21 protein-coding genes and 1 tRNA gene are annotated in these 23,922 nt (G+C 55.8%); 10 read left to right on the top strand and 12 right to left on the bottom strand.

Features of this window, described 5'->3' with window-relative positions:
• Positions 1-318: 318 nt before the first annotated feature.
• The 8 genes from rpmH (at position 319) to BBPC_RS09285 (ending at position 6,421) form a co-directional block, all read left to right on the top strand.
• Positions 319-453, top strand: coding sequence for a 50S ribosomal protein L34 (gene rpmH, locus BBPC_RS09315; RefSeq protein WP_003807168.1), 135 nt, complete (start codon positions 319-321; stop codon positions 451-453).
• A gap of 17 nt (positions 454-470) precedes the next feature.
• Positions 471-833: a ribonuclease P protein component gene (gene rnpA / locus BBPC_RS09310; RefSeq protein ID WP_004222752.1), complete on the top strand. Its 363-nt coding sequence runs from the start codon at positions 471-473 to the stop codon at positions 831-833.
• Positions 834-859: 26 nt separating this feature from the next.
• Positions 860-1,165, top strand: coding sequence for a membrane protein insertion efficiency factor YidD (gene yidD, locus BBPC_RS09740; RefSeq protein WP_004222749.1), 306 nt, complete (start codon positions 860-862; stop codon positions 1,163-1,165).
• Positions 1,165-2,199: a membrane protein insertase YidC gene (gene yidC / locus BBPC_RS09305; protein WP_004222747.1), complete on the top strand. Its 1,035-nt coding sequence runs from the start codon at positions 1,165-1,167 to the stop codon at positions 2,197-2,199. The genes yidD and yidC overlap by 1 nt, the downstream gene beginning before the upstream one ends.
• Positions 2,200-2,341: 142 nt before the next feature.
• A complete protein-coding gene (locus tag BBPC_RS09300) occupies positions 2,342-2,869 on the top strand; it encodes a Jag family protein (protein ID WP_004222745.1) in 528 nt (175 codons plus the stop codon).
• A 167-nt stretch (positions 2,870-3,036) separates the two neighbouring features.
• Complete coding sequence (locus BBPC_RS09295; protein WP_004222743.1) at positions 3,037-3,840, top strand: 16S rRNA (guanine(527)-N(7))-methyltransferase RsmG; 804 nt, start codon at positions 3,037-3,039, stop codon at positions 3,838-3,840.
• A gap of 278 nt (positions 3,841-4,118) precedes the next feature.
• Complete coding sequence (locus tag BBPC_RS09290; protein ID WP_004222741.1) at positions 4,119-5,063, top strand: ParA family protein; 945 nt, start codon at positions 4,119-4,121, stop codon at positions 5,061-5,063.
• 2 nt (positions 5,064-5,065) lie between these two features.
• Complete coding sequence (locus BBPC_RS09285) at positions 5,066-6,421, top strand: ParB/RepB/Spo0J family partition protein (protein ID WP_004222739.1); 1,356 nt, start codon at positions 5,066-5,068, stop codon at positions 6,419-6,421.
• Between the two features lie 156 nt (positions 6,422-6,577).
• Here BBPC_RS09285 and trxB read toward each other — a convergent pair whose 3' ends face one another.
• Positions 6,578-7,513: a thioredoxin-disulfide reductase gene (trxB, locus tag BBPC_RS09280; protein WP_033524167.1), complete on the bottom strand. Its 936-nt coding sequence runs from the start codon at positions 7,511-7,513 to the stop codon at positions 6,578-6,580.
• Between the two features lie 289 nt (positions 7,514-7,802).
• Positions 7,803-7,925: a hypothetical protein gene (locus BBPC_RS10205; protein ID WP_255298631.1), complete on the bottom strand. Its 123-nt coding sequence runs from the start codon at positions 7,923-7,925 to the stop codon at positions 7,803-7,805.
• A 583-nt stretch (positions 7,926-8,508) separates the two neighbouring features.
• Between BBPC_RS10205 and BBPC_RS09275 the strand changes: the two genes are divergently transcribed.
• On the top strand, positions 8,509-9,144 hold the full coding sequence (locus BBPC_RS09275; protein ID WP_004222733.1) for a 5' nucleotidase, NT5C type: 636 nt from the start codon (positions 8,509-8,511) through the stop codon (positions 9,142-9,144).
• A gap of 745 nt (positions 9,145-9,889) precedes the next feature.
• Here BBPC_RS09275 and BBPC_RS09265 read toward each other — a convergent pair.
• The 4 genes from BBPC_RS09265 to BBPC_RS09250 are packed head-to-tail and all read right to left on the bottom strand — an operon-like array spanning position 9,890 to position 16,456.
• Positions 9,890-11,914 (bottom strand): protein kinase family protein, encoded by a 2,025-nt coding sequence (locus BBPC_RS09265; RefSeq protein ID WP_033524154.1) that lies wholly within the window; start codon positions 11,912-11,914, stop codon positions 9,890-9,892.
• Between the two features lie 41 nt (positions 11,915-11,955).
• Positions 11,956-13,671 (bottom strand): murein biosynthesis integral membrane protein MurJ, encoded by a 1,716-nt coding sequence (murJ, locus tag BBPC_RS09260; RefSeq protein WP_033524153.1) that lies wholly within the window; start codon positions 13,669-13,671, stop codon positions 11,956-11,958.
• Positions 13,668-15,830: a DUF6049 family protein gene (locus BBPC_RS09255; protein WP_050775093.1), complete on the bottom strand. Its 2,163-nt coding sequence runs from the start codon at positions 15,828-15,830 to the stop codon at positions 13,668-13,670. Before BBPC_RS09255 ends, murJ begins: the two co-directional genes overlap by 4 nt.
• A complete protein-coding gene (locus tag BBPC_RS09250) occupies positions 15,794-16,456 on the bottom strand; it encodes an NUDIX hydrolase (RefSeq protein WP_004222724.1) in 663 nt (220 codons plus the stop codon). Before BBPC_RS09250 ends, BBPC_RS09255 begins: the two co-directional genes overlap by 37 nt.
• Before the next feature lie 73 nt (positions 16,457-16,529).
• Between BBPC_RS09250 and BBPC_RS09245 the strand changes: the two genes are divergently transcribed.
• Positions 16,530-17,951: a CCA tRNA nucleotidyltransferase gene (locus BBPC_RS09245; protein ID WP_033524165.1), complete on the top strand. Its 1,422-nt coding sequence runs from the start codon at positions 16,530-16,532 to the stop codon at positions 17,949-17,951.
• Positions 17,952-18,188: 237 nt separating this feature from the next.
• On the opposite strand, the gene BBPC_RS09240 is transcribed toward BBPC_RS09245, so the two are convergent.
• The 6 genes from BBPC_RS09240 to BBPC_RS09215 form a co-directional block, all read right to left on the bottom strand.
• Positions 18,189-18,812, bottom strand: coding sequence for a LytR C-terminal domain-containing protein (locus BBPC_RS09240; RefSeq protein ID WP_004222719.1), 624 nt, complete (start codon positions 18,810-18,812; stop codon positions 18,189-18,191).
• A 43-nt stretch (positions 18,813-18,855) separates the two neighbouring features.
• Positions 18,856-19,764 carry a 4-(cytidine 5'-diphospho)-2-C-methyl-D-erythritol kinase gene (locus BBPC_RS09235; RefSeq protein ID WP_004222715.1) on the bottom strand — a complete coding sequence of 303 codons (909 nt, stop codon included), beginning with the start codon at positions 19,762-19,764 and terminating at the stop codon, positions 18,856-18,858.
• On the bottom strand, positions 19,761-20,690 hold the full coding sequence (rsmA, locus tag BBPC_RS09230; protein WP_004222702.1) for a 16S rRNA (adenine(1518)-N(6)/adenine(1519)-N(6))-dimethyltransferase RsmA: 930 nt from the start codon (positions 20,688-20,690) through the stop codon (positions 19,761-19,763). Before rsmA ends, BBPC_RS09235 begins: the two co-directional genes overlap by 4 nt.
• 73 nt (positions 20,691-20,763) lie before the next feature.
• Positions 20,764-22,254, bottom strand: a complete 1,491-nt coding sequence (locus BBPC_RS09225; protein ID WP_033524152.1) for an aggregation-promoting factor C-terminal-like domain-containing protein — start codon at positions 22,252-22,254, stop codon at positions 20,764-20,766.
• Positions 22,255-22,530: 276 nt separating this feature from the next.
• Positions 22,531-22,604: transfer RNA gene (locus BBPC_RS09220), tRNA-Thr, on the bottom strand.
• 153 nt (positions 22,605-22,757) lie between these two features.
• Positions 22,758-23,741 (bottom strand): DsbA family protein, encoded by a 984-nt coding sequence (locus BBPC_RS09215; RefSeq protein ID WP_033524151.1) that lies wholly within the window; start codon positions 23,739-23,741, stop codon positions 22,758-22,760.
• Positions 23,742-23,922 lie beyond the last annotated feature (181 nt).

Raw genomic sequence — 23,922 nt, 5'->3', positions numbered from 1 at the left:
GGATTCCCCTTTCTCGACAGACTTTTTCCAAGTGTGCAACTGTTTATTTGTACTCTCTTTTCCCCAAGTTATCCACCGGTAAGCGTGTTGAAAAGACTGAATTGTGAATAACATCATTGTAGTTTGTGGATAACTTTTGTGGGGAGTTTGGCGACATATCAACGTTTCTGTGGATTGTTTTGTGGGGAGAATCCCCATGAAAATGTGAAGGATTTGATATGCGTATTCATCTCTGTTCAGGGGTCAGAGTAACTTGGTAGAGCTTGACTCATGAGGAGCCGTGCCTTGGCATGGCAAAAAACACCGGGAGCATTAATTATGAAGAGGACATTCCAGCCGAACAACCGTCGTCGTCACATGAAGCACGGTTTCCGTCAGCGCATGCGCACCCGCGCAGGCCGCGCTCTGATCAACCGTCGCCGCGCCAAGGGCCGCAAGTCCCTCGCTGCCTGATTTAACGGCATAGAGCGGTGGAACGGCTGAAAAGCCATCGCGATTTCGTCGCGGTGCTCAAACGCCGTCGTAGGGTATCGCGAGAAGACATCGTCGTGCATTATTTGGTGCACGACGATGCCATTATCGACGATTCTGCGGCGATGCGGGGCCGACGTGTCGGTTTGGCCGTTTCCAAGGCTGTCGGCAACGCTGTGACGCGTAATGCCGTCAAGCGTCGTTTCCGCGTGCTTGCACGAAAGTACGAATCTGCCTTACCTGAATCCTGCGATATCGTGTTGCGTGCCAAGCCAAGTGCTGCGCATGCCGATTTTCTATCGTTGGAGCAGCAGATCGCAGCATGTTTTGAAGCGGTGAATCGTAAGGCCGTGCGTCGGTAATGAACGCCGGTCGTAACGGAAATTGGATGATTCGTGCCATTCGCTGGTACCAACGTCATATTTCCGCGAATACCGCGCCTTGCTGCAGATATTATCCAAGTTGTTCCAATTACGCGATTCAGGCGATTGAACGATTTGGCCGCCTTAAGGGTGGCCTTCTTGCGTTATTGCGCCTTCTTCGCTGCAATCAGTGGAACCGTGGGGGAATTGACGACGTTCCGCAGCTTTATTCCTTGTTTTACAGATGTTCGTGGTCGAAGGCACACGAGGAACCTCGGCTCACGCCTCTGAACGTAGAAAAACCTATAGGCGATAAGGAGACTGGCCTGTAATGAATCAAAATCAATTCCTCCTCGACAGCGGTTTCTGGGGCTGGCTGTATAAGCTCCTGTATCCCGTCGAGTGGCTCATGACGCAGATCATGGCCGTATTCCATAAGTTCCTGGTGATGCTGGGCATGAACGAGATCGGTTTCTCGTGGGTCATGTCCATCGTATTCCTAGTACTTGTGGTCCAGGCATGCGTTTTTCCGCTGTTCTACAAGTCCATGAAGGGTATGCGCAAGATGCAGGCCCAGATGACCGTCCTGCAGCCAAAGATGCAGCGTATCCAAAACAAATACAAGGGCAAGAACGATCCCGCCAGCAAGGAAGCCATGCAGCGCGAGATGATGAAGCTCTACCAGGACAATGATGCGAACCCGATGGGTGGCTGCACTTCCATGCTCCCTATGTTCGTGCAGGGTCCCGTATTCATGTGCATGTTCTATACGCTGTCAGCCATTCCGTACATCGCACGCGGCAAATTCAGGGACGGACAGGGTCTTGGCGCTTTCGACATCGCCACAGCCAAGCAGTTCACGTCCACCACAGTGTTCGGTGTGAACGTGGCTGATAACTTCACGACCGCCGCCGTGCATGGCAAAGTAGTTATCGCCATCTTCGTTGCATTGATGTGCTTCTGCCTGTGGTTCATGCAGTACAACAGCATGAAGCGTAACATGGCTCAGTCTGCGGCAAACAAGCAGACCGAAATGATGCAGAAGATGATGTTGTGGATGTTCCCGATCATGTACATTTTCTCCGGTATTGCCATGCCGTTCGCTGTGCTGGTGTACTGGCTCACCAACAACATCTGCAATCTGTTGCGTTCCATCTGGCAGATCCACGTCTTCCCGACTCCGGGATCTCCGGCCGCCGAAGCGAAGGAAAAGCGTGATCATGTTCATGAGAACGCCCGCCGAGCCAAGGCCGGTCTGCCATCCCTCGAGGAAGAGGCGCTGCAGAAGGCCAAGGAAGCCGCCGAAGTGAAGGAAAAGAGCGGCTACCAGCGTCAGCAGCCGAGCCGTAAAAAGAAAAAGAAGTGAGTAAAAGTGTGTCCCGTGTTTCACGTGAAACGCGGGACACACCACTTTTATCAGCGTTTATTGTCGACGTGGTAAACAGGAATTAGACTTTACACAATAAGACTTTAGTAATAGAAACCCCGCTCAAAGGAGTACAACCACTATGGCGCAAGATGAGGAAAAGACCATCGATCAGCTCAACGAGGAAGCTGATATCGCTGCCGATTATCTTGAAGGACTGCTTGATATCGTCGATTACGAAGGCGATATCGAAATGGGCGTGCGCAACAATCGCCCTACCGTGCAAATCGTCGCCGATGATGATACGGACATCAAGCATCTCATCGGACGCAACGGCGAAGTCGTTGACGCTCTGCAGCAGCTGACGCGACTGGCCGTGCAGCAGAAGACCGGCGAGCGTTCCCATCTCATTGTGGACGTCGACGGCTATCTGAAGCGCAAGCGCCAGCGTCTGCACGACATCGCGCTGGACGCCATCGACGAGGTGCGCGAGACGGGGGAGCCGGTTGATCTCAAGCCGATGAACTCCTTCGAACGCAAGATCGTGCATGATGTGGTGCGTGAGGAGGGCATGAAGTCCCGTTCCCACGGCGAGGAACCGCGTCGTTACGTCACGGTGTATCTCAAGGCTTCCGCTGCCGAAGATGCTGAAGACGAGGATGAGGCCTGAGTTCGGCTCGTTTCACGTGAAACATGGCGTCACCATTTGGTGGCGCTTTTTTTATTGCGATTTTTTGAGTGACTTCATGCTGGCCGTGCGCCGGACATGTGATATTGCCGTCAATGGTCGGGAAGTACTTGCTGGAATACCGACAATGAGGAAGAGCAGGATATAGGATGGTGCCCATGAGTGATGTGACAGACGAACTTGATGATTCGCCGATGCTTGAGGAAGTGCTGGGGGATGCGTTGGGCAAGCTTCGTGTTTTCCATGCGAAACTTGCCGAAGAAGGCGAACCTCGCGGTCTGATTGGGCCAAGAGATGTTGGCATTATTTGGGAACGCCATATTCTGAATTCGGCCGCCATTGTGCCTTTCGTAAAGGAAGCCACGGCCAAGAAGCAGTTCAAGACGGTTGCCGATATCGGCAGTGGCGGCGGTTTTCCCGGTATTGTCGCGGCCGCCTGCCTGCCGGATCACCGGTTCACGCTTGTGGAGCCGATGGAACGTCGTGTCGAATGGCTGAACGAGTGCGTGGCCGATATGGAGTTGAATAACGTTACCGTGGTGCGTGCCAGGGCCAATGAGATGATCGAGGCCATTGCGGGTGCTACTGGCGCTCAAGGCGGCAATCGTGGCAATGGAAGCGCCAGGAACGGCAAAGGCGGCAAGAACGGCAGGGGAGTGGCCGTTCGCGGTCCTGTACTGGATTTGGATGGCAAGCCTATTCAGGCGAAACATCCGTTTGCCGTGGTGACGTGCCGTGCCGTGGCTCCTATGACCAAACTTTCGGGGTGGACGCTGCCGTTGCTTGAGCGCGGTGGACGTTTGGTCGCACTGAAGGGGCGGTCCGCGCAAGAGGAGATCGAAAAGGCTTCCAAAGAGATCGCCAAATGCGGTGGCATTCGTCCGCGGGTGGTGGATGCCGAGGTTGGTCCGGGCTTGGAATCGACCCATGTGCTCATGGTGGATAAAAAGTAAGTTATCCACCATTTCGGTGAGTTATGCACATTGTCCACAACTGGAAAATCGACGAAAAAAAGCGGCGGAAAAATGTTGAAGTAGCAACGAAAGATCGGTGGATAACTTTTTGCGAACAACGTAAGTTATCCACCGACTATCCACAGCTATTCACATTTGTGCACAGTGGGTGAGATGAGCTGATTCTGTCCACCCGAATGATGAAACTTGAATGTTAAGCATATCGTAAGGAAGGCTAGTGTATGACTGGACCTGAAGGACCAGATAACCTGACATCGATGGAATCGGCAACGGAAACCATCAAACGAATTTTCGGAGGATCGGATTCTCCTCTTGGTTCGCAGATTGCCGACGAATCGACTCGCTATCGCGCCTTGCAGAAGGCCGTTTGCCCAAAGCCGGAGCAGACGCGCCTGATCGCGGTCGCCAACCAGAAGGGTGGCGTTGGCAAAACCACGTCGGCCGTGAATCTTTCCGCTGCGTTGGCTCAGTTCGGTTCCAAGGTGCTGCTGATCGATATGGATCCGCAGGGCAATGCGTCGACCGCGTTGGGCGCTCCGCATGCGTCGGGGGAGCCTTCGGTGTACGACGTGATCGAAGGCAGGAAGACCATCGCCGAAGTCAAGCGCACATGCCCTGATTTTGATCTGCTCGATGTGGTTCCAGCTTCGATCGATTTGAGCGGTGCCGAGCTGGAAGTCGCCGACATGGAAAATCGTAATGTGCTTCTGAAGACCGCGGTTGACGAGTTTCTGGAAACCAGCGAGGAGCACTACGACTACGTGATTATCGATTGCCCGCCAAGCCTCGGCCTGCTGGTAATTAATGCCATGTGTGCGGTGCATGAGATGCTGATTCCGATCCAGGCTGAGTACTATGCGCTGGAAGGTCTCGGCCAGCTCATCAATACCATCGGACTGGTGCAGGAGCATTTCAATCCGTCGCTGCTGGTTTCCACCATGCTGATCACCATGTTCGATAAGAGGACGTTACTCAGCCGTGAAGTGCATGACGAAGTCAAAAATCATTATCCGACTATCGTACTGAATACCACGATTCCCCGAACGGTGAAAATATCGGAAGCTCCAAGCTTCAATCAAAGCGTGATCGCCTACGATCCCAAGGGAATGGGAGCGATTGCCTATTGTGAGGCCGCATTGGAAATCGCACGTCGCTCGCAGACGGTGCTGAAGGCTATCGATGCAAGAAGGAATGAGAACTGATCATGGCTACGAAATCACGTTTAGGCAAGGGTCTCGGCGCACTGTTTCCGTCTCTTCCAGGAGAGTCGGCGAAATCGGAAGCCACTACTGAACCGGCTGTGGCTGTTGCGGGTGCAAAGGCTGATAACAAGATCGCTGGAAAGGTTTCAGAAAACGTAGCCGGTGGTGCGACTGTTGCCGGGCAATCCGCGGGGAAGACCGCGGTCAAGAGTTCCGTGGCAACCGCCAAGGCTTCCGTCGATGCCGTCCATGACATGAAGAAGAACGTTTCACGTGAAACCAAGAAGGGGAGTGGCCATCGAGCCAGTATGCCTTCCATCACGTTGAATGAGACTGCTCATCCTGCCGACATGTTCTTCGGTTCCACCAGTCCTGTTGCCACTGCCGAAGTGAAGCAGGAAAGTGTTTCACGTGAAACCGCTGCGGTAAAAAAGACCGAAGATAAGAAGAATGACGAACCTGAACTGTTGCCGGTGCAGGGCGGTTATCTCGTTGAATTGCGACTGAGTGATGTTGGACCGAACCTGCATCAGCCGCGTACCATTTTCGATGAGGATGATCTTCGTGAGCTTGCCGATTCCATCAAAGAAGTCGGCGTGCTGCAGCCTATTGTCGTACGGAAGCGTCCACTCGCGCAGATTGAGGCTGCTCGCAAGGAGAACGCCGCTAAAGATGCCGAGTCGCACAATATGTTCGACGGGCGCATGGATAGCATGTACGAGCTCATTATGGGTGAACGTCGTTGGCGTGCATCGCAGATCGCAGGTTTGAAAACGATTCCTGCGATTGTCAAAACCACTGCCGACGACGATATGTTGCGTGACGCTTTGCTGGAAAACCTGCATCGCGTTGCGTTGAATCCATTGGAAGAGGCGGCCGCCTATCAGCAGATGATCGACGATTTTGGCTTGACGCAGGCGCAATTGTCAAAGTCGGTGTCGAAGTCGCGTCCGCAAATCGCCAATACTCTGCGACTGCTGAATCTGCCTGCGACCGTACAAAAGAAGGTTGCTTCCGGGTTGCTGTCGGCCGGTCATGCGCGCGCATTGCTCGGATTACCGACGGAAGCTGACATGGAACAGCTTGCGACGCGCATTATTTCCGAAGGGTTGTCGGTACGCAGCACCGAGGAAATCGTGTCGATGAAGGTCGCTGAATCGGACCAGCCGAAGAAAGCGAAAACCAATAAGCTGAACCCTTGGGCCGGAACTCCGATGCAGGTCGGTCTTGAAAAGAGGTTCGGTACGAAGGTGTCGATCAAGGGATCCAAGGAGCATGGACGCATCGAAATCGTGTTCAAATCCGAAGACGACATGAAGCGCATTGTCGACCTGCTCATGCCCACTGCCGAAAAATAGTATTTCTTAAGTTTTTTGGTGTCCGCGGAAGGGGCGGCATATTCTGTTCACGACACACTCAAGGCCGTTTGGCCAAGCTTACAGTCGTGAACAGAATATGCCGCCCCTTCCGCTCGTTTTTCAAGTTTTTGTAGGGTATGACCGTGATGGGAAGTGTTACTGCTGGAGGTAGGCTTGGGCATCGAGGGCGGCCCGGCAGCCCATGCCGGCGGCACTGATCGCTTGACGGTAAATACTATCAACACAGTCGCCAGCTGCAAAAATGCCGGCAGTGCTGGTGCGTGTGCTGGCGCCGTCCACCTGAATATATCCACCCGCATCTCGCTGCACAATGCCGTCAATAAAAGCTGTGGCGGGGGAGTGGCCGATCGCCACAAAAATGCCGTTTGCGGCAATCGTGCTGGTTTCTCCGGTGATGACGTTGCGAATGTTCACGGATTGGGCTCCATTGTCGTCACCCAAGATTTCCTCCACCACGGAATCCGTGACGATGGTGATCTTCGGATTCTGCTGAGCGCGTTCCACGAGAATCTGCGATGCGCGGAATTCAGAACGACGATGAATCAACGTCACCGACGATCCAAATCGTGAAAGAAAATCAGCCTCGGTGAATGCGCTATCGCCGCCGCCGACCACAATAATCGGCTTATCTCGGAAGAAGAAGCCGTCGCAGGTCGCGCAATATGACACTCCCTTGCCGGAATATTCCGCCTCTCCGGGGATGTCGAGTTTGCGATATTCCGATCCGGTTGCGATGATCAAAGCATGGGTTTCAAAAACGTCTCCCTGATCGACGCTCACGGTTTTCACGCCGGTGACGTCATTGTTGCTCACGGAAACAACATCATCCCAAACGATTTCCGCGCCGAACTTCTCAGCCTGGCGTTGCATATTATCCATGAGTTCCGGTCCCATAACGCCGTCGGGGAAACCCGGAAAATTCTCCACTTCAGTGGTGTTGACGAGCTGCCCGCCTGGGGTCAGCGCACCCGCGATGACCAGTGGTTTGAATCCAGCCCGGCCCAAGTATATGGCCGCGGTATATCCGGCAGGGCCGGATCCGACAATAATCACATCTCGCAAATCACTCATATTCCCACTGTAGCGAACCACCAAAGCAACCAGCCGCGCACTGCACAATTTCACGCATTCCTTTTTCTTATGGCGTATTATCAAGTGCTTTCCAAGCCGGATCATCTACAGAGTTTCACGTGAAACACCAGCTGTTGTGCGTGGTTGCGTGCGGTGCTGTGTGTGCAGTTGCTGGGGTGGCTGGATTCTTGGCGTCGCTTGATCGGAACATGAGAAAGGGCTTGCGCTCCACATGGAGCGCAAGCCCTTCGGTCGTGTTAATGTGACGCCTGCCTGCGCGGGCCTTGGATCACTTGTTGATGACCTTCTTGAACAGATCGGCGCTGGCCTTGGCGAGTGCGAACTGGCCGAAGCCCGGATCGACGGAAGCGAGGTTGGCGTTGATGATCTGGTTGAAAGTGTTGTTCTTCATGATGTTTCCTTTCGTTCGGCTTGGCGGCGTTCTTGTTTTCTGTTCTTTCCTCTGGCCGCTGCCGTAAGTCTGTTGCTTTTTGGTTACGTTCAGCGCGGGTGGCGTTGCCGTTTCCCCGCGTGTGGGGTGCGGCTCCGGTTTTCTCTCCGGTTCCTGCCGCATCGTGTCTCTTTGTTCTGTTGTGCCTTCATCATAGGCAGGCTCAACCGTCGATGTCATGCAACGATCGTCGATTCTTTTGTATTTTCATCGGCTAATCTTGAAATAAACGTAACGATGCTGTGATGAACATCAATCGTCGATTGCAGGGCAGTATTGCCGTCGCAAAAGAAACGGCGCGATCTTCAGATTTTCTATCTTTTCTATCTTTTCTATGAAAGTCTCAAAATCGTTCTCCCGTAAGACTTTTCGCAAGGTCGGCATTGTTCTATCCATTTTCTATCTTCCTTATTTGCGGGAGTATTTGCGCTTGTTGCCGGCGAATGTCAGGTTACATTGATTGATATCGGGCTGATTGGGCTGGGCTGATTGGTGTGGCTGTTCGACAGGCTGATTGGTGTCGGGCATAAGAAAGGAACGTGATATGGCGACTATTCCTGAACAATATGAGAGCCAGCGCGTGGGCGTGCAGGGATATCGCGTGCTCAATCTCGATTTGGACGGCGTTTGCGCGGATTACAAGGGCGCGATCCGCGATTACCTGCAGCGGCAGGGCATTGACGTGCCGGAACGTGCGCTGCAGACCGCGCATTACAATCTCACGCGCGAGGACGGATGGCCGTTCGAGACGCTCGACGATTACATCGAAACGCACAAAGCCGCGGAGCGTGAGCATCTGTATGCGACGATGAAGCCGCTTCCGGGGGTCGCGCAGGCATTGCAGCGATTGGCGAATGAGCATGTGTACATTCGCATTGTCACGCACCGGCTGTTCGTGTCCGGCCAGCATCAGATGGTCGTTTCCGACACCGCGCAATGGCTGGACAGCAACCGCATTCCGTACATGAGTCTGTGCTTTACTGGGCTGAAAGACAGTATGCAGGCCACGATTCATATTGACGATTCGCCGGCGAATATCGAAACTTTGCGTGAGGCAGGGCAGCATGTGGTCGTGTTCGATCAGCCATACAACAGTACGTATGCTGGTCCCAGAATCGACAGTTGGAGCGACACCAACGTTGAAACGCTCCTCACCCTCTTCGAATCCTGGCCGGAGTAAGGGGTGTGCTGGCGGTAGCTGCGATTCCGTCCGTGTGACTCTGGTAATCGGTTTTAGGTGCGGGTTGTGCGGACGGGATTATGTGAGCGACCGCATGATTTGTCAGTTGACCGCACGATTTCTTCTATCTGGCCTCATGATTTTGTTTTGGCGACCTCACGATCTGGAAAAGAGTGTCCCCGATTGAAATCGTGAGGTCGCCAGATCACAATCATGAGGCCAGCCAAACCAGATCATGGGTCAGACTAATGCTGGGGTAGACGTTTCAGCGCGTCAGCCAGTCTGCGGCGGAATATACCTGCTCGTCTTTGGCTTGAAAACTTGATTCCACGCGAGCCGCCACAAAGCGCCGCTCAGAGCGCAAAGACGCAGGAATTTGTGGAAAGCGGTCACGTTTCGCACATTGAGATAACCGGCCACGTCTCGCTCGACATATGTGCTGAGATATGACGAAAAGAAGAGTTCAAGCGGCATTTCGGAACTGTAGAGACGGGGGTAGCCGTCGCGCAGCATAAAATCATCCGCGAGCACGCTCCCGAATCTGACATTAGAGTTCTGACATCAGAGTGATAAAAATGGCGAAAAGTTGGTTGTCGATTCTTGAGCCAAGTTCCATCGCTTTTCGACTACGACCATATTCCAAAAATAAATACGAAAAGAGCCTGCCATACGTGAGGTGACGCATGGCAGGCTCTTTTCGTATCGCAATCTTCAGAAGTAATCGGATATTGCGATGTGCTGACGATCAGAACACTTGAATGCTTTCGATGTACAGCTGGTTGCCCGGCAGGCTATCAAGTGGGACCCACAGCATGATGTCCTGCGTTTCCACGGCCTTGTCGAACTTGATGTCGGTCGTGCCGGAAGCGTCAAACTCGAACTGCGCCACCTGTTCGCCTTGGGACGGGCTGTTTGTCGCATTCACGCGAATATATCCCTGACCACCGGAAGAACGAATTTTGATGACCATGCGATACGCCTTCTGCGGCTGGCTCAGATGCACGTAATATCCGTAGCCCTGCTGTCCGTCAGGATTCGACAGGAACTGACGATTGTCGATTTCGTACGCGGTCGTGTTTTCCGGCTGCTTCGGATCCGGCACTTTCTTCGACTGCTTATCGGCGGTCACGACCTTGTCCTCGGTTTTCTTGGGTTGCTTGGACGCCGTAGACTCGCCGGATGCCGGCGTATTGGCGGAAGCATCGGAAGAATCCTTGGAATTGGACGAATCGGTATTGCCGGACGTATCGGAATTGGAAGAATCCGCGGAATTCGCATCCGACTGATCTCCTTCGCCGAACGGCACTTCGTCAAGATTTATTTCCGGCCATGGTCCTTTTGAATCAGTCGTAACCGAATCTGAAGGCTGCATCAAACCATGAACTGCAAACCCAAGCGCAACCGCAACAACGATGACCGCAACGATAATCGCAACGACCTTCGTTTTCAGCTTGCCAAACAGTTTCGCGTCGGCAACGTCAGTATTCGCCGAAGCGGAAGAAGGATTCTTCGGCGTGAAGCTCGGCGGAACCGCGGCTCGACCGGCGGCATACGCGGCATCGATCGCCTCCTGCTCTGCTTTCAACGCACGGGCGGACTCCTCGCCGGGCTGAATGACCTGACCATCCGCGCCGATCACTGGAATGCGACCGGTTTTTTCCAACTGGGAATCGTCGGATGACATGCCATCGTCCGGTACGGAAACCCTGATGGGGAAGGAGAAGGGAGAATCGCTGGTGTCGGTCACGCCATCGATGTCTTCTTCGCTCAGCAGTTCACGGCCGCTGCTCCACAACGATTTCACCGCTCCACTGGTGGCCGCGACGCCTTTCGCCAAAGCCTCCTTGCCATCGGAAAAATCGTTATGCGGTTCGGGAGCCGTGAACGTCATTTCCGGAATGCTTCCAGCCGCTGCCAGCGTATCCGGCAGCGGGAGCACATCCTTCTCAAGAATCTGCAGTAACGGAACATTGGCGATTGAGCATTCCGAATCCATGGAAGGCAACGTGATATCCATGCTTCCCAACGATGACAGCGGTTGGTACTCGCCAAGCAACGCTTCCAATTCCGCAATGGTTGCCATCGGAACGGTGGGGAAGCCGTCGTCCTCTTCAAGTTCGAGACCGCGCTTGCAGATCACGCGGAATTCCATCGGCGTGGTCGGCGCGAGCGCTTCAAGACGGAAATCCGTCGACAGCGTGGACGGGCGTCGGATCAGCATAGCGTACAACAGCGCTGAGATTTGACGGATCGCAAGCTGTTCCCGATTTTCCAAAGCCTGCGCGCGGGAAGTGTCGGCAAGCATGATGCTCACTGGAGCATCTGCGATCTGAATGCCGGAACGGGTCAGTCGCACCGTGTCGGTGCTGATGGAGAAATGCGTGAGATTGTCTTTTTGCAGCGCATGCAATGATTCGATGACTTCGCCAATGATGGAGCGCATGGCTGTATAGCTCAACGGCTGGTTGGCGTTCAGCGCAAGATATTCACTGAGGGTCATGCCTTCGTCAAGCTGCGTCACCACCAGCGCGACCTGGCCGGCATGCTGGAGCTGCAGCACTTTCGTGAAGTGGGAATCATGCGAAATAGCCAGCATGGAAGCGGTTGCGTTGACTTCCTGCAATGCCTTGCTGCTGCTGACAATAAACAGCTGGCAATCCCGTGCGAGCACATGGTCGCTGGCCTTCCAGACCTGCAGTCCGGTTTCTTCGCGCAATGGCGAAACGAGCACGTAGCGATTGCTGATGGTATCTCCCAGCTGAGGTTTCATGGGTTCCTTCAACTTTTTGTAAACGTTTGTTCTGCCTATGGTCACTCGCCGTTTTCGGCGTCGTCCTGTTCCAGTCTATCGTTGGGGCTGGTCGGCTTGCGAAGTCCGGGAATACGTGAGGAAATCAGTGCGATCGCCTCCTTGAATTCCTCGGAACGTAGCAGCCGCAACATGCCTACGTAAACGATGAAGGCCACTATGGCCAGCAGTGCGGCACACGCCACTGCCTGAATCCAGTTCATATGACCGTCCACCGCTCCGATTTGGGCGCCGACAAGCTGGTAGACGCTGTCACGTACCGTCACGCCGATGAACATGGTAGCTACTGCCGCGCCAATCGATTTCAGATACGAGATGGCTATGCGCGGACCGTCGATATTGTTTTCGAATCGTTTGCGCAGCATGGCATACAGGATGGGGATCGGCAGTATGTAGCTCATGGCTCCTACCATGCCGATCATTGTCGTCCATTCGGTAGGGGGGAGTAGTTTCGCGCCGATGATCACGCTTACCGCTTGAATGCCCATGGCGAACAGCATGAAAATGAACGGCGATTTGCCGTCTTCGAATGCATAGAACGTGCGCTGGATAATCAGATACGCGCTGGCGAACGGAAGTCCCACGCCAAGCGTGACCAACGGTCCCGCCATAAGAATCGCCTCTCTGACGCTCACAGACGGCAGCAACGCGAGAATGATCGGAACGGGCATCACCACGAAAGCGACCGCGAAATAGCACATGATCACACCCATATTGCGCAGCGCCTGGCTGAGATCGATGCGCGCTTCGGCGATATTATGATCGGCGACCGCACGGGATATTTTCGGGAAAATCGCGGTTGCCAGCGAAACGGCAATCAGCGAATACGGCAACATGTAAATCGTGTACGCGTTCTGGTATGAAGCATTGCCGGCCACGTCGAGCGGATTGATGCCGAACTGCTGCTGCGCGAGCATCGGCGCGTTAGTGGAGGTACGCGTGATTACGATATTGGCGAGCTGGTCGATTACGACAATGCCGACACTCCAAGCCGCGACCGGTCCCATGGAACGCAATCCAATGCCACGAAGGCCGAAGATGGGGCGGTATTTCAATCCGATTTTGGTCAGTGGAATGAACAGTACCAGCGCCTGGAATGCCACGCCCAACGTCCACGTGCCTGCGGTCAGGGCGATTTTGTCGGCGGTCCAAAAATCAAGCGGATGCTCGGTGGCACGGCCGAATAGCGCGATGAACGTGCCGAAGCCGATGCAGCTGATGATGTTCGCACCCACGGAACTCCACGCATACGCGGTGAAATGGTCTTTGGCTGCGAGAATCTGGCCGACCACCGTATATAGGCCGTAGAAGAAGATCTGCGGCATGCACCACAGGGTGAATGAGGTCGCCAACGCCATGGTTTCGGGGCTACCGTTCACATACAGCTTGGTGAGCAGCGGCGTGCATAGGGCCATCAGGATCGTCACCGCCAACAGCATGGTGATGGCAAGCGTGATGAGCTTGTTGAGTTTGGTTTCGGCGTCTTTTGCCTTCAACGTGCGTACGATCTGCGGCACGAGCACGGCGTTGAAAATACCGCCGGAAACCAAGGTGTAGATCACCTGCGGAATCATGGATCCGGCTTGGTAGGCGTTCGCCGCATAGCCGGTGGTGCCTAAAGCCCAAGCGAGCAGAATGGTACGGATTTGCCCGGTCACGCGCGAGGCCGCGGTGCCGGAGGCCATGATCAGTGAATTACGGCCAACGGAAGAACTCATTCGTCTGGATCCTTCTTACGGTGGGATTGGCGCCACAGTCCCAAAGCTCCAAGCAGCACGGCGATGCCGATGATGATGAAGCCGGTTTTGTCGCTGATCTGCAATGCGCTGGTGATGTGGGTGGTTTGTGTCGCTCCGAATGTGATGCCCTGCCTGTCCTGCAGGCTGAGCGTGGCGTCCGCGGTGCCGGAGGTGGCTACGCGGATAATGAACGCCACTTGGGCTTCGCCGTGCGCGGGCACTTCCACGGTGTCGAAACGCGAAGTGACGATCTGCATGGAGTTGGTCAATGATGAGACTTTTACCGTGACCGGATAGGGGTGGCTGTTGCTGATGGTAACGGGCATTTGCGCGGTTTCGCTGACCACGTTGACGTTTTCCGTCGGTGTGATGGCCACGCCGTTGATGAGCAGGGACGCCAGTTGCCCGGCTCCTTCCACCATGGTGCTTCCGGCTGGATTTTCGCCGCCTAGCGCGTGCAGGGCCATGATGCCGTGCGCGTTGACGAGCTGCCTGCGCCACGCTTTGAGGCCTGCGGGGGCCTGCTTGGCATCGTCGGCGACGTCGGTGAGGATGGATGCGTTGAATCGTTTGATGTCGTTTGTCGAGGCTGCCAGTGTGTTGAGCGTCTGCCTGAGATTGGCTTGCGTCGCATCATTGATTCCGTCGGATTGCGGCACGATCGCGGCTGCATCGTCGCCGCTCAAGGCGGGGTCGGCGTTGTTGAGCGTGTTCAGATCGGTGATGTTCAGCCATGGCGATTGTTCGACGTCCGTCATCAGTGCGTCCACGACGGCCGGATCAGAGTTGCCGTTCAGGCAGACCAGCAGATTGCGTTCCGAATACGGCTGCTCCATCTGGTAGAACGCGCTTTGCGCGACGAATCGCGCGAGACGCCCGGCCGTTGTTCCCTCGCCGTCCGCTTCGGCGTCGGCACTGGTCGCCTTGCCTTGTGCAAGGTTGGAAAGCACGCTTTGCGCGGTCAGTACGGTGATGTCGCCGGCGTCGGTGGTTACTACGGTCTTGCCGGTTTCCGCGGTGGCCGCATCATCCTCTTCGAAATCATGCGTGGCGATGACGGTGTCGTACCCCTGCTGCTTGGCTTTCGCCAGCGCGTCTGCGGTCCAATTGCCGGTGCCCTGCCATGCATACGTGGTCATACTCGCGTTCGGGTCACCCAACGCCGATTGATAGTTTTTCAAGGCCTGTTCGGCGTTCCATTGCGAGGTGCCGACGCCTGCCGAATCATAGGTTTTGCTGTCGTTCAGCGCGGAATAGGCGGTGATGTCGAACAGGGCCGGTTGCGTGATGCCGTCGACTTGCGTCGGCATCGGCATCGCCTTCAGATAGGTTGGATCGGCCACCACCTGCAGTTTGTCATGCTTGGTGAACGTCTGTTCCAGCGACTTGAGTCGTGCCTCGTCTTCTTTGCCGGGAACGGCGATTTTCGAGAGTTCCGCGGAGGTGACGCCACCTTTGTTGACGAGCTGTTCCAGCATGGTGTTGTCGGTGGTCCATCCTTGCGCTTCGAGCGGCTGCACGATGGTGATATTCATCGCGGGCGTGTCGGGGGTATTGATTCCAGCTCCGGTCCGTGTTGCGAAAGTGTGCGCTTCGTCTTGTTGAACGCCATTGGCCTCATAACTGAGCGTGACCGGTTTCGGCCCCCAGGAGTTGACGGACGCCAGCGTCTCCTGATTCGAGTCCGCGTCGATGTGCACGTTCGCCGAAGCTCCCGGTTGAAGCGCGGGAACCTCGCTCTGCCCAACGATATTGGGCGTGGGAATCTGCCCGATGCCTTCCGACCATTCCTGGATATCGTTGCGCGACACGAACGTGTAGAAGGCGTTCATGGCAAGGGTGAGCGTGCCTGAAGGGATTTCCTGATCGGTGGTGTTGGTCACCGTCGCGCTCAAATGATAGCCGGAAGTGTCGGTCAGCACGGCGGTGGAGGAGTCGATCGACAGCATGGTGCCGGATTGCGATTCCTGTGTTTCTTCGGCTTCGGCTTTCGGCACAGGTGCGTATAACAACATCAACGCCATGGTCATAACCATGGCGAGGATTGCCGAAAGCGCACGCATGCCGTGCGGAACGTTCCGTTGTGCGGGTTGATTCACCTTCACGCCTGTCTGTTGAGTTTCCTTGCGTACAACCATGCTATCTTTCGTTCGTTCGGGTAGCTGAGAACGTCGTCCAAATCAGCAAAATCCACCCAAATCGCGTCTTCCGCCTCATGATCCGGGTCGCCTTCCACCGTCAACTCGCCGCCGATCTGACGCAATGCGAAATGATGCACCAGCTTGTGCACACGCTGGCTGGTTCCGGTGAACCAGTAGTCGATGGTGGCGATGGAATCGACCACTTCACCTAGGATTCCTGTTTCCTCGTGAACTTCGCGAACGGCGGTTTGCTGCGGTGTTTCGCCTTTTTCGATATGACCTTTCGGCAGGCACCATTCCAAATGTCCGCTACGCGAGTGGCGTGCGATGATCGCCACACGGCCCTTGTCGTCGAATACGAGACCTCCCGCCGAATATTCGCGCACTACCGGCAGTTCCTGCGCGTCGAGCGAGGCGAACGTGGTCGGACCGTCCGTGGCGCGCCGCTGCGGCATTATTGCCGGGGTGGGTGCGTTGGGCGTGATGATGGTCTCTTGCCGCAAGGAAACGGACTGCGATGTGTACAGCAGTTTGTCTGGTTCCATCGGATTTTGGGCATGGTCGTCCGCAGCATGGGCAAGCATGCGTGCAAGGTCTGCGGGCGTAATCATGATTCCAACCATACTCAATTCTGTGTGCAGGTGGGGTAACGGTATGCTGGTAAGGCAGAAACTTGTGGTGCCGGAAAGGGATGGCGTGAACTTCGAAGTGTGGCCAGAGGCCATTGAATTAGGGCGTATGTTCGCCGCGGAAGGCTATGAATTGGCGTTGGTGGGAGGTCCCGTTCGAGACCTGCTGTTGCATCGTAAATCGCATGATTTGGATTTTTGCACATCGGCGCGTCCTGAGCAGTTTGAACACATTTTGCGCCGTTTCGGGCGCGATGGCTTTTGGGATATGGGCCGTAAATTCGGCACGTTGGGCGCCATGCGCAGGCGTGAGGATGGCACGGAAGTGCAGGTTGAGGTAACGACCTACCGTTCCGACACGTATGACCCCGACTCGCGCAAGCCGGAAGTCAATTATGGCGACACGCTGGAAGGCGATCTTTCCCGCCGTGATTTCACGGTGAATGCCATGGCGTTGCGTGTGCCGGAATTGGAATTCGTCGATCCGTTCGGCGGCGCGAACGATTTGGCCAAGGGCGTGTTGCGCACGCCGGTCGATCCTCGCCAGTCGTTTGACGACGATCCGCTGCGCATGATGCGCGCCGTACGTTTCGTGGCGCAACTGGGCTTCCGTATCGAACCGGAAACCGCTGAAGCGCTGACCGACATGGTCGATCGCATTGAAATCGTTTCCGCTGAGCGCGTACGCGACGAACTGGTCAAAATGCTGCTGTCCGATCGCCCGCGCGCAGGTATCGAAGCGCTGGTCGATTCCGGTCTTGCCGATATCGTCTTCCCGGAAATTCCGGCATTGCAGCTCGAAATCGACGAACATCATCGTCATAAGGACGTGTTCGAGCACACCATGATCGTCATTGATCGTGCGGTTGCCCTCGAAACCGGCCCGGACGGCCCTGTGCCGGCACCGGATCTGACGTTGCGTTTGGCCGCGCTGATGCACGATATCGGCAAGCCGAAGACGCGTCGTTTCGAATCGGGTGGCAAGGTGAGCTTCCATCATCATGATGCGGTCGGCGCGAAAATGACCCGCAAGCGCCTTAAGGCATTGCATTTCGACCATCATATGGTCGAGGACGTCAGCGAGCTGGTCAATCTGCACTTGCGCTTCCATGGCTACGTGGAGGAGCCGTGGACGGATTCCGCGGTCCGTCGTTACGTCAAGGATGCGGGTCCGCTGTATGAGCGCCTGAACCGCCTTACGCGTGCCGACGCGACCACGCAGAACAAGCGCAAGGCCATGGTGTTCTCGTCGGCGATGGACGAGATGGAACAGCGCGTGCGCGATCTGAAGGAGAAGGAGGATTTCGACGCGATCCGCCCTGATCTGAACGGTGACGAAATCATGCAGCTGCTCGGCATTGACCCGGGACCGCTGGTTGGCAAGGCGTACAAGCACATGCTGGAATATCGCCTCGATAACGGCCCGGTCGAGCGTGATGTCGCTGTTGCCGAGTTGAACCGTTGGTATGAGGAACAGCAGGCCGAGTAGTCTGCTTGCTGACCTCACGATTTGGATTCTATGACCGCACGATTCGATTTTTCGGGAAAAAAATAGAATCGTGAGGTCAGTCGGTTCCGAAAAGTGCGGTTTCGGGGGTATTCTCTAGAGGATTTCGCCCGCGATTTAACCCACGAATATAAGAATTGACCTCACGACCTTGATTTTCAGTGAAAAATCGAAATCGTGAGGTCAATCCGAAAATCTGCAAATCAAAAAATCTGCAAATCACACGGCGTCGTGTTCGGGGGCCTTCTGTACGTCGGTCATCTTGTCGACGGTAACGCATCCCTCGAAGCTGTCGATCTCCTTGCCGGCGGTCGGCACCTTCTTCTGATTCTGCAGATTGTCGAAAGTCGCGCCAACCACAACGTCGATCAGCATATCCTCACGATCGTCCATCACCATCGTCGCGTCGGTGAAGTTGCTGTTCACCGTGTACGCCTGATTGATGGCGTTCTTGCCGAAGATGATCATCGTGCGTTCCACTTTGGAGCTGGTGTAGTTGCCGGCTGCCTGGGTGTTGAACTCGCGGTTCTGCAACGCGCTGCTGACGGCTTGCGCGAAGCCGGCGAATTCAGTGCCGTTGAGCACGCGCACGGTGATGTTGCGGTTTTCCACGTACTTGCCTTTGCTGCCGTCCTGTTCCTGTGCTGCGCAAGGGGCCTGCTGGCCGTAATTCGGCTGTACCGCGGCCGACTTGACATTGCCCAATCCTCCAACATGGAAGAAGAACAGCAGGGAAATCACCAATGCGATCGTCAAAATGGTGCCGGTGATGGTGAACACCACCTTTTGACGGCGGCGAATGTACTGTTTGCGCGCGGCGCGCTCGTCGTTAGCCTGAGTCATGTACGAGTCCTTCTCCAAAAATCGGTTGACTTCAACCTTACTGTTACGCGATGATATGCACAATCGGATGGGCCGGTGCCTTGGTGGCGATGATGCGGTCGACGCAACGGCTTTGTTGCCATGCCGACTGCACGGCGCGTGCCGCATCGTCGGTTGGCACGAATGCGATTACGGAAGGGCCGGATCCGGAGACGAACGCCTGCTTGGCGCCTGCCTGCAACGCTTCGTCGATCGCCTGTCCGCTGCGTGGATGCAGTGAGATCGACGCCTGTTGCAGATGATTGTTGTCGGTTGCGCCGGCGCCGATTTGGTCGAACATGGCATACACTTCCGGCGTGCGCAGTTCCGCCTGATACGCGCCGACCAGCAGACGGCCTGCAAAGCCCTGATCCGTCAGTTCCAGCACGGCGTCGCTGTTTTCGCTGAGTTGTTCGATCTGCTCGCCGAAGCCGGTGCCTCGCGCATAGCCTCCGGTCAGGCAGAACGGCATATCCGCGCCCAATGTGGCGGCAACCTGTTGCAACCGTTCAATGGACCAATCAAGATTCCATAGCGTGTTCAATGCCAGAATCGTGGCGGCCGCATCCGCGGAACCTCCTGCCATGCCCGCGCCAACGGGAATGCGTTTTTCAATGTTCAACGCCACATCCGGTTCATGGCCGCTCGCTTCGGCCATGGCGAACAGGGCGAGTACGGCATGGTTGCGTCGCATGTCGCTGCCGGAGGAGGCCAGATCGCCAAGATAGGCACCTTCAAGATTCAGGGAGAAACCGGATCCGGGCTTTTTGCGACTGGTGGTGACGGTGTCGTACACGCCGACGGCGCAGTAGATGGTGTCGAGCTCGTGTCGGCCACCCCATTCGCTGCGTGGCCTGCCTACGTGCAGGGTCAGATTCGTTTTCGCCGGGCAGTCCACGCTGACCGTGTTGATTGCGGTGTTGGCGTCGCTCATGCTTGCGACACCTCGCCCACGGCTCGTGCCAATGCCACGAATTCGTCGATGGCAAGCGTTTCGCCACGGCGCGTCGGATCGATGCCCGCCTGCTCGAACGCTTCGGAGGGCACGATCTTCTTCAACGCGGCATGCAGGGTTTTGCGCCTCTGGCCGAATGCGGCGTCGATAAGACGGAACACGTTTTCGCGGTCCACTACGGAACCGTCGGGATTGTTGGCCGAAGGCGTGTGCCCGCCCTCATATCGTTTGAACAGCACCAGCGCGGAATCCACATTCGGTGCCGGCCAGAACACATTGCGCCCGATAATGCCCACACGTTCCGCGGTACCATACCAAGCGAGCTTCACGCTTGGAGTGCCGTAGATCTTTGAACCGGGCTTTTCGCTCAGTCGGTCCGCGACTTCCTTCTGCACCATCACGAGGAACGTGCCGAGATTGTCGAAACGTTCCAGCAAGGTCAGCAGAATCGGCGTGGCCACGTTGTATGGCAGATTGGCGACCAGTGTAAACGAATCATCATTTTGGAAATCAGGCAGATTTTCCGGCGTCACGGTCAACGCATCGCGATTGACCACGCGGAAACGATCCACCGCATCCGGCATGAATTCGGCGATGGTGCCGGGCAGTCGTTCCGCAACGGGCGGGTCGATCTCCACGGCGGTCATCGTGGCGCCGGTTTCCAAAATCGCCAATGTCAGTGAACCGAGTCCAGGTCCGACTTCCAGCACATGATCGTCGGCGGTCACACCTGCCTCGCGCACGATACGACGAACCGTGCCCGGGTCGATTACGAAATTCTGCCCGAATTTTTTCGTCGGGCTGATACCGGCCTCGGCCGCGATACGCCGAATGTCGGCAGCCCCCAACAGGCGGCCTTGCGCGGTTTCGTCGGTTGCGTTGGTTTCGTTCGCGTGTTCTGTCATTACCTCATTATCCGTTCAACTGGTATGAAAAGTGTGCGCTGTTGCGTTTGCGTATTGTTGCGATCGGCGTTGTTTAATACCATCCGACCTGCTCGGAATGCTCCCATGCCTTCGACGGGCTGCCGTAGCGTTGCGCGATGTAGCTCAGGCCCCAGTCGATCTGCACGGCCGCATCGTCACGCCAGTTTGCGCCGAATGCCGCCATTTTGCTGCCAGGAAGCGACTGCGGGATGCCGTAGGCTCCGGAAGATGCGTTTTCCGCATACCACAGCCAGCTCGATTCACGCGTCCACAGTTTCACCAGATCGGTCCAGTTTTGCCCGGTCCAGCCATATTGCGCCGCGGCTCCGGCCGCGTAGGCCTGTGCCTGCGCGGGGGAGGGGTGATAGAGGCGGCATCCTGCCGAAGGATCGGAAGGTTGCGGTGTCGGGGTGGGCGTCGGATCCGGCGTGGGGGTCGGGTCAGGAGTTGGCGTGGGGGTCGGGTCTGGAGTTGGCGTCGGATCCGGGTCCGTTTTCGATCCGGAATCGTCCTTCTTGTTGTCGTCTGAATTATCCGTATTGCCGGAATTACTGTTCGGATCGTCTTTCTTGTCGGAATTATCGGAATTGTTGTTCTTGTTCGAATTGTCGTTCTTTCCGGAATTATCGGAATTGCCGGTATCTCCGGAATTGCCGGATCCGTCATCCGATCCCGAATCGTCGGAAGATGCTGCCGGTCCTACTGCGATAATCTGATCGAGGGCGATTTTCGTGGTCGTTTCGTTGGTCAGCGTCTCGCTTTCCTTCTCGCCGTCCACATACGTGACGTCGTACGTTTGCTGGATTTCGCCGTCCTCGCCTTCCTGCCTGACTACGACTTCGCCGGTCTGCAGGCTGGGATCGACGATGGTTTGCGTGCCGAAAGGCACCGCTTTCGTGCGTGTTTCCTCGCCGTGCGTCACGCGGCGGACGCGCAGGATCGTTTCGCCGTTGTCTTTTTCGACGCTGACGCGATCCTCCTTGTTCAGCGTGATGCCTTTGGAGTCAAGAATGGAGGCCGCCGGCAGTTTGCCATTCGGCGATTCGGAGCTTTGCCCGTCTGCGATGACGGTGACCGGCCCGTTTTGGTTGATGATCAGTCCGCCGGTGAGTTTGTTGTACACGTTGTCGATATTGACGGTGACTTTTGCCGCGTCTGCTTCGTTTTGTTCGAAGAATCCGATCAGCTGTTCGGCGCTGGTCGCCACTGTCCAGAAGGGCACTTCCTGCCCGTTGATGGTGATGGTGGTCTGGTAGGCGCTTCGTACCGTCACCACGTCATGGTTGCTCAGCATGCTGGTGGGGCTGGTGGATTCCACGAGATCATGCGTTTTGACCTTCACGCCGCGTTCCTGCAGCAGACGGTCGACGCTCATCGCGTATGTGGTTACGGTGGTGGTTTCGCCATCGATGGTCAGAGCCACGGTTTTGCGCGCGCCTACGCCGAATGCGAGCGTCGAGGCGAGCGTCAACGAGACCACGCATGCCGTCACTCGAACACGCCGAAGCGTCACGAATCTCCGGGGGGTCCACCTTCTTGTCATACGTCCTCTTTCCAGCGACTGCCTACATCGCCGTCATTGTAACGGTCAGATCGGGACGAATGGCATGGTTTCCGCTGGCTTTATCTATACCGCCACATTTTCGAGGAAAAGGAGTAAAGAAAAAAGGGGGCAGGAGAGAAGGGGATGTCCTGCCCCCTGCCCGGACGAGGCAGGTTGGGGGAAGCCTCGTCCGGTCGCCAGAAGCCATAAGTTGGGGGAAGGCTTCTGGATCACTTACCCATGGTAAGAGGTCAAAGCCCGTCAAAACGGGTTTCGAGCCTCCTGTCGGGATCGAACCGACGACCTGCCGCTTACAAGGCGGCCGCTCTGGCCATCTGAGCTAAGGAGGCTTGTGCCGCTTTCTAGCATAATGCATAAAAACGGCAACGATTGAATAGCATAACCAGCGTGCCCGATACCGTCAACTTGGAACTGCGCTTTGGCTGGCACGCTGGCGAGTAGGGGGGTATATTTTTTCGATTATGAGGATTGCGTAGGGCTGATCACTCGCCAGTGGTGTTGGAGATCGGATCCTTGTCGGAGCCGATGGAGGGCATCACGCCTTCCTTGCCGATGTCGTCGGACTTGATTCCGATGGCCTCCAGCAGGCCTTCCTCAATGGTCTCCTGCGCAGTGCTCAACTGGTTCATATCCCAGAACTTGCCGTTGATGGTCACCGTTGGGGTGGTCATGCTGTCTTTGTAGGTTCCGGACGTGTTCCACAGTTCGGAGCGCTTCGGCGTATAGGTGTCGATGGCGTCAAGCCAATCCTGGTAGTCGCGGCCGAACGCCTTGTCCGCCACATCCTCGGAAACTCCCGAGGCGATCATCTGTTCCTTGATCTGATCGTCGCTGACGGACTTGTAATTCGAGCTTTCCTCAGGCTGGAAATCCTCGGCGTACATTTTTTCGAGGAAGGTGATCAGATGGCTCGGATCGCTGTCATGCTCGGCCAGATAGATCGCGGCATTCGCTGCGCGGCTTGAATAATCGTCGGTGGACCACTTGTCCATAAACGCCATGAAATGCAAATCAAGATTGATCTGACCCGCGTCGACCATCTTCTGCAGATCCTCATCAAGCTGACGATGCAGATTGCCGCAGCCCGGGCACAGGAAATCCATGTAGATCGCAACAGTCGGTGCGCCTTCGACGGACTTGCCGTAGCCATCCTTCGAAATCAGCAATCCGCCCTTCTTATCGACGAGCTTTGGCGTGTTTTCGACTTGCTGCAGCTTGTCGTACGCTTCTTCCACGGTCTGGGTGGAAGCCTGCGTTTCGGTGTTCTTGTGCATGTTGTGATACACGGTGAACGCGCCGATCGCCACCAGGATCACCAGCACCGCCATCACGATGGCGCCGATGAGGGTCTGCTGCTTGCGCTCCTTCTCCATCTGTTCGGCGCGAGCCTTCATCTCCGCGGCCTCAGCGGCCCTACGCTCGGCGCGGCTGGCGCGCTTCTGCGCATCCTTACTGTTCTGGGCCATCCACATTCCTTTCGATGTTCACATCACGATGCTGTGCACCATAGTAGTGTGGGCACGCTATTGCTGAATGAAGTATTTCGTAAAAGCTCACGTTGCCATACTACGTGCGATTATCTGATGTTTTTCTGATGATTGCAAACGTTTGCCGATTTTTGATTTTCGCTGCGTATTTCGTGAGATG

It is taken from the genome of Bifidobacterium pseudocatenulatum DSM 20438 = JCM 1200 = LMG 10505 (assembly GCF_001025215.1).
Taxonomy (GTDB): Bacteria; Actinomycetota; Actinomycetes; order Actinomycetales; family Bifidobacteriaceae; genus Bifidobacterium; species Bifidobacterium pseudocatenulatum.
This window is presented reverse-complemented; position numbering and strand designations above follow the sequence as displayed.